The sequence below is a fragment of the Nocardiopsis listeri genome (genome assembly GCF_020741345.1).
In the GTDB taxonomy this organism is placed as follows: Bacteria; Actinomycetota; Actinomycetes; order Streptosporangiales; family Streptosporangiaceae; genus Nocardiopsis; species Nocardiopsis listeri_A.
On sequence record NZ_DYZD01000348.1, the window covers coordinates 1 to 7,347 of the forward strand.

Genomic DNA, 7,347 nt, shown 5'->3' on the forward strand with positions numbered 1-7,347 from the left:
GCGCAGGAGCCCGGCCACGGCCTCGCGACCGGCCATCCCGGCCTCCTCCCAGGCGCCCCACGCGATCGACGTGGCGGGCAGCCCCAGGGATCGGCGGTAGTGGGCGAAGGATTCACAGAAGACGTTGCCGGGCGCGTAGTTGCCCTGTCCGGTCACACCGAAGACGGCGCCCACCGACGAGAACAACACGAACGCCGAGAGGTCCAGCCCACCGGTGAGCGCGTGCAGATGCACGGCTCCGTCCGCCTTGGCCCGCAGGACCCGGGCGATGGCGGCCGGGTCGAGGTCGGCCACGGCGCCGTCGTCCAGTTCGGCGGCCGTGTGGAACACGGCCGTGAGCGGAAGGTCCTCGGGAACGCCGGAGAGGGCTTCGGCGAGTTCGGCGCGGTCTCCGACGTCACAGGCGACGAGGGTGACCCGGGCCCCGGACGCACGGAGATCGGCCTTCAGCTGCTCGGCCCCGGGAGCGTCGGGCCCGCGGCGGCTGAGCAAAAGGAGGTGTTCGGCCCCCAGCTCGGCGAGCCGGCGCGCCGTGTGCGCGCCGAGCCCCCCGGTGCCGCCGGTGACCAGCACCGTGCCCGACGGCTTCCAGTCCCGGACCCCGTCCTCTCCGAGCGGCGCTCTGACGAGTCGTCGCGCCAGCACGTCAGGTCCGCGCACCGCGAGTTGGTCCTCACCCGCCGCGACCCGGCCGCTCAGCACCGCGGCCAGGACGGTTCCGCTCTCCGGGTCGCCCGGGTCGGGAAGGTCGACCAGACCACCCCAGTGGTCGGTGTGTTCTTGGGCCGCGACACGGCCCAGGCCCCACAGCAACGCGGCGGCGGGATCGGTCACCCCGGTTCCGCTGTCGACCGCACCACTGGTCAGACACCACAGCGGGGCGTCGATCCCCGTGTCGAGCATGGCCTGGAGGGTGAGGAGGGCGTCCTCGTGGGCGGGGTCGGTGGACGGGGGGCGGACCTCGTCGGGGACGGTGTCCAGGGCCGTGGTCAGCAGGACGCCGGCGATGTTCCCCGCCCCGTCGCGGGCGGTTTCGAGCAGGGCGGACACGGCGTCCCGCCCGATGTCGTCGGGAAGGTCGAGAACACGGGTGCGGTGGCCGCCGGCCTCCAGTGCCGCGACGCAGCCTTGGAGCGCCGGCCCGATCCGGGAGCCGACCAGCAGCCAGGTGCCCTGATCGGCGGCCGCGGCCCGAGGGTTCGCCGATGCGGCGGCAGGCACCGGGACGGTCACCCACTCCTCGCGGTAGGTCCAGTCCCCGGCGGGGCCGCCGTCGACGGGGCCGACGCCGTTCCCGGAGGGTCGCCCGGCCGTCTCCGGTCCCGGCCTCCAGTACCGCTGTCTTTGGAAGGCGTAGGTGGGCAGGTCGACCGGGGTGGTGCCCGCTTCGAACAGCGGGGACCAGTCGAGGTCGACCCCGTGGCCGTGGGCCTGCCCCAGGGCCGTCAGGAAGCGGACAGGGCCGCCCTCGTCACGGCGCAGGGTTCCCAGCGCGATCGCGTCGTCGACCCCGACGGCCTCGGCGGTCTCCTGAACGGCCGGTGTGAGCACCGGGTGCGGTCCGACCTCGACGAACACGTCGTGTCCGGCGGTGATCAGGGCCTCGGTGGCCTCGGCGAAACGCACGGGTTCGCGCAGGCCCTGGAACCAGTACGCCGCGTCCAAGGGCCGTCCGTCCAAGAGCTCACCGGTCAGGGTGGAGTACAGGGGGATCTCCGGTCGGGCCGGGGTGATCTCGGACAGCTCCTTGTGGATCCGATCGCGCAGGACGTCCACGAACGGGGTGTGCGACGCGTAGTCGACGGCGATCATCCTGGCCCGGACGCCTTCGTCCTCACACCCCCGGACCACCTGGGCCACCGCGTCGGGTTCGCCCGCGATGACGGTGCTCGAAGGACCGTTGATCGTGGCCACGTGGACCCGTCCCGCCCAAGGGCCGATGCGGTCGAGCACGGCCTCGGCGGGACTCGACACCGAGGCCATCGCCCCGGTCCCGGCCAGTTCGAGCACGGCCCGGCTGCGCAGGGACACCACCTTCGCCGCGTCGTCCAGGCTCAGGGCACCCGCGATGTGCGCGGCGGCGACCTCTCCCTGGGAGTGGCCGACCACGGCGGCCGGAACCAGACCGTGCGCCATCCACAGCCGGGCCAGGGAGACCATGACCGCCCACAGCGCGGGCTGCACCACGTCCACCCGGTCCAGGGCGGGTGCGCCCCGCGTTCCTCGAAGGACGTCGGTGAGCCGCCAGCCGACGTGGTGATCCAGCGCCCGTTCGCAGGCCTCGATGTGCCGGGCGAACTCGGGAGAGGAGTCCAACAGCTCGACCGCCATGCCCTCCCACTGGCCGCCCTGCCCGGGAAAGACCAGTACGGGGCGACGGTCCGGGCGGGCCCGACCGGTGGCCACGGTGGCCCCCGGTGTTCCCGCCTCCAGGGAGCTCAGCGCGGCCAGGAGTTCGTCGCGGTCGCGTCCCACGACCACGGCCCGCTGTTCGAGGGCCGAGCGTGTGGTGGCCAAGGCGTACCCGACATCGGACGGCAGGAGGTCGGGGCGGGCCCGCACGTGTTCGCGCAGTCGCCGGGCCTGGGCGGTGAGCGCCTCGGGGGTACGCGCGGACAGGGGCCAGGCGGCGGCCCCGGTCACCGAGGCGGGCCTCGTACGGGCGGCCCGCGGAGCGGAGTGGCTCTCCTCGGACGTCCGCGGTTCCGGTGCCTGTTCCAGGATCAGGTGGGCGTTGGTCCCGCTCATCCCGAACGAGGAGACGGCGGCCCTTCGCGGCCGGCCGGTGTCCTCCCAGGGTCGGATCTCCTGGAGCAGCCGGACGCCTCCGTCCCAGTCCACGTAGGTGCTGGGTTCGTCCGCGTGCAGGGTGGGCGGCATGACACCGTGGCGCAGGGCCTCGACGGTCTTGATGACCCCGGCCACCCCGGCGGCGGCCTGGGGGTGCCCGATGTTGGACTTGAGCGAACCCAACCAGAGCGGGTGGCCTTCGGAACGTTCCCGACCGTAGGCGTCGATCAACGCCTGGGCCTCGATGGGGTCGCCCAGGGTGGTCCCGGTGCCGTGGGCCTCCACCAGGTCGACCTCGGCGGGGGTCAGCCCGGCGTCGGCGAGGGCCCGGCCGATCACCCGGGCCTGGGAGGGTCCGTTGGGGGCGGTGAGCCCGTTGGAGGCCCCGTCCTGGTTGACCGCTCCACCCCGGACGATCGCCAGGACACGGTGACCGTTGCGTTCGGCGTCCGACAGGCGTTCCAGCACCACCATCCCCGCCCCCTCCGAGAAGGCGGCTCCATCGGCCTCCCGACCGAAGGCCTTGCAGCGGCCGTCGGGGGCCACCCCGCGCAGACGGGTGAACTCGGTGAGGGTTCCGGGGGTCGACATGACCGTGGCGCCACCGGCCAGGGCCAGCGAGCATTCGCCCTCACGAAGGGCGCGCACGGCCAGGAGCATGGAGACCAGCGAGGAGGAACAGGCGGTGTCCACCGTCAGCGCCGGGCCGATCAGCCCCAGGCAGTAGGAGATGCGGCCGGAGGCGACACTCGACGACACCCCGGTCAGGGTGACGCCGTCCGCCGTGTGCCTGTGCACCGGCGGCCCGTACTCCTGTTGGACGAGCCCGACGTAGACACCGGTCTCGCTGCCGGCCAGGGAGGCCGGGGCGATCCCCGCCCGTTCGAGCGTTTCCCAGGCCAGTTCGAGCAGGAGGCGCTGTTGGGGTTCCATCGCCTCGGCCTCACGGGGCGAGATGCCGAAGAAGGCCGGGTCGAAGTCGAAGACCTCCCGAAGGAAGGATCCCCGGTCCATGTCGACGAGTCGGCCGTTCTCCCCCTCCGCCAGCAGCCCCGTCAGGTCCCATCCACGGTCGTCGGGGAAGGGACCGACCGCCTCCCGTCCCTCGGAGACCATCTCCCACAGTTGTTCGGGGGTGTCCACGCCACCCGGCAACCGGCATCCCGTACCCACGATCGCGATCGGCTCGGGCTCGGAGCCGCTCTCCAACTCGGCGCGAAGCCGGGAGTTCTCCTTCATCGCGCTCCGGAGCGCCGCGACCAGGCGTTCGCTTTCGCTGCTCAACACAAGCTCCTCGTCAAACGCTCGGGCCCCGCAGGGCGAGGTCCACCAGTTCATCGACGCCCATCTCGTCGATGTCGTCCTCGCTTCCGGTCTCCGTGCGAGGGGTGTCGGTCCGGTGCCTGCCGACCCGCTCGGTGGCGACCTCGGGTTCCGGGGCCAGGAGACCGCCGAGCAACCGTGCCAGCGCCCGGGGGGTGGGATGGTCGAACACGGCGGTGGCCGGGATCCGCACCCCCACCGCGCCGCTGAGCCGGTTGCGCAACTCCACGCTGGTCAGCGAGTCCGTGCCCTGTTCGGTGAAGGGACGGTCGGGGTCGACCCTGGCCGCGGAACCGTCCCGGTGTCCCAGGACCACGGCGGTGTGCGCGCGAACCTCCTCCAACAGCGCGCGGGACCGTTCGTCCTCGTCCATGGCGGCCAAACGCGCGGCCGGATCGCTCGTCTCCCCCGCCCCGCGGGTGGAACCGGAGGAGGTGGAGGTGGAGGGCACGGCACTCTCCGCACCGGGTTCGGGCAGGAGCCCTCGGAGCACGCTGACGTCGGCGGCCGGGGTGATCCACGCGGGTACAGCGTGGGCCGGATCCCGCGAGAGCGCCGTGTCGAACAGGTCGAGCGCCGCGTCGGGCCGCATCGGCAACAGCCCGCTCCGGCCGAGCACGGCCAGGTCGGCCTCCTCCAGGTGACCGGTCATACCGCTACCGCCGGCCCACAGCCCCCACGACAGCGAGACGGCGGGAAGGCCGTCCCCGCGCCTGAGGTGTGCCAGCGCGTCACAGAAGGAGTTGGCCGCCGCGTAGTTCGCCTGCCCCGGGTTGCCCAGGACGCCCACCGCCGAGGAGAACAGGACGAAGGACGACAGGTCGTCGGTGAGCTCGTGCAGGTTCCACGCGGCGTCGACCTTGGGGCGGAGCACGGTGTGCAATCGTTCCGGGGTCAGGGAGGCGACGGTGGCGTCGTCGAGGGTGCCCGCGGCGTGGACGACCGCGCGCAGCGGACGGTCCTTTGGTACCGCGTCCAGGACACGTCGCAGTTCCTCACGGTCGGCCGCGTCACAGGCGACGACCTCCACCTCGGCGCCGAACGCCTCCAGTTGGGCGGTCCGCTCCGGCTGCCCGGGGGTGTCCGTACCACGACGGCCGAGCAACAACAGGTTCCGAACACCGTAAGCGGTCACCAGATGGTGCGCCAGACGGTGGCCGAGCCCGCCGGTACCACCGGTGATCAGGGTCGTGCCCTCCTGGGGGAAGGGAGCGGGGATCCTGAGGACCACCTTGCCGACGGTCTCACCACGCTGGAGCGCGCGGAAGGCCTCTTGGACCTCTCCGACCTCGTACACGGTGGTGGGCAGGGGGCGCAGGGCCCCCTCCCCGAACAGCTCCATCACCCGCGTGAGCATCTGGCCGATCCGTTCGGGGTCCACGTCCGGCAGGCTGAAGGCCTCGTAGGTACGGCCCGGGTGATCGACGGCCACCTGGTCGGCGTCGCGGATATCGGTCTTGCCCATCTCCACGAAGCGGCCGCCCGGTCCCGCTCCGTCCCCGGGCGAGCGCAGGAGGCGCAGCGAGGCGTCCACGAACTCACCGGACAGCGAGTTGAGTACCACGTCGACGCCCCGGCCGTCGTTGGCCTCCCTCAACCGGCCTTCGAACTCCAGCGTGCGGGACGAGGCCAGCCGTTCCATCGGGAGGCCGTAGGCGGCCAGCCCGGGCCATTTGTGCGGGCTGGCGGTGCCGAACACCCTGGCACCCATGTGTTGGGCGAGCTGGACCGCGGCGGTACCCACGCCCCCGGCCGCCGCGTGGACGAGCACGCTCTCACCGGGTCGTACGGCGGCCAGGTCCACCAGACCGTGGTAGGCGCTCAGGAACGCCACCGGTACCGAGGCCGCCTGCTCGAAGGTCCAGCCCTCGGGCATGCGGGCCAGACGGGCCCGGTCCGCCACGGCGAAGGGGCCGAAGGCACCGTCGAACATCCCCGCCACCCGGTCACCGGGGGCCAGGTCCGTCACCTCGGAGCCCGTCTCCAGGACGACCCCGGCACCCTCGATACCGATTCCGGTCTCGCCCTCGACCAGGCCCAGAGCGACCACGACGTCCCGGAAGTTGACGCCGGCGGCCCGGACCGAAACCCGGACCTCGCTCGGGGCCAGCGTGTCACGGGCTTCCGGCGCGGGCAGCGCTTCCACCGAATCCAGGGAGCCAGGGCGCCGAGTGTCCATCCGCCACATCCGTGTGGAGGGCACCACGATGTCCGTCACCTCGTCCAAGGGCCTCCTCAGACGAGGAACCAGGACGTCGCCCGAACGCAGGGCGATCTGTGGTTCGTCGAGTTCGAGCGCCGCGGACAGGACCGCGTGGGACTCCTCGGCACCGTCGGAGTCCAACAACACCAGGCGTCCGGGATATTCGCGCTGGGCGGCGCGGAGCAGCCCCCAGACCGGACCGGCCGCGAGCCCCGGGAGCGGCTCCCCGGGCTCCACCGCGACCGCGCGCCAGGTGACCAGGACCAGACGGGAGTCGACCGTACGATCGTCCGCCAGCCACTCGCGGATCGACTCCAGGGCCGACTCCAGCCCCTGTCGCACCGCGTCGGGCAGGGCGTCGCCCTCGGCGTAGACCACGGAGGCGGGCAGCTCGGCGCAGACCAGCGCGGGCACCGGGGCCTCGGGGTCCAGGTCCGCCAAAGCGGGCAGGGAGCCGGTACCGGTCTCCTCGGACCGGGGTTCCGGAGGTTCCACCGTCTCCCACCGGAGCTCGTACAGCTCGGGAAGTTCGCCCGGTTCCGGTTCGGGAAGAGCGTCCCGGCCCAGGGGCCTCAGGGTCAGTTCATCGACGGACCAGAGCGTTTCGCCCCCGGTGTCGGTGGCCAGGAGCCGGTAGCGGTCCCCGCCCAACGGGGAGAGCCGCGCCCTCAACGTGCGGGGCGCCTCCTCTCCCCCGGCGGCGGTCAGACGAACGCCACTCCAGGCGAACGGCACCACGGGCCCGTGGTGGCTCTCTCCGCCGCCCCTCGGCAACACCGCGTGGAGGACGGCGTCCATCAGGGCCGGGTGGAGCCCGTGGAACGTCTCGTCCGTGACGGCCGGATCCGGCAGTTCGACCTCGACGAAGAGTTCGTCCGCGTATTCGCGCACCGACTTCAGCCCACGGAACACCGGACCGTATCCGTAACCTCGAACGCTCAGGTCGGTGTAGTCGACCGGGACCCGCTCGGCGCCGGACGAGGGCGGAACGGTCGAGCCCGGTTCCGTGTTCGCGAGGGTGTCTCCGGCGG

Annotated in this window: 2 protein-coding genes; both read right to left on the reverse strand. The window is 72.6% G+C overall.

The genetic code is table 11. The features are described from left to right. A partial coding sequence (locus tag K8V84_RS18620) for a type I polyketide synthase (protein ID WP_304076632.1) occupies nt 1-4,029 on the reverse strand: 4,029 nt, incomplete at its 3' end. A gap of 58 nt (nt 4,030-4,087) precedes the next feature. Continuing rightward, a partial coding sequence (locus K8V84_RS18625) for an SDR family NAD(P)-dependent oxidoreductase (protein WP_304076629.1) occupies nt 4,088-7,347 on the reverse strand: 3,260 nt, incomplete at its 5' end.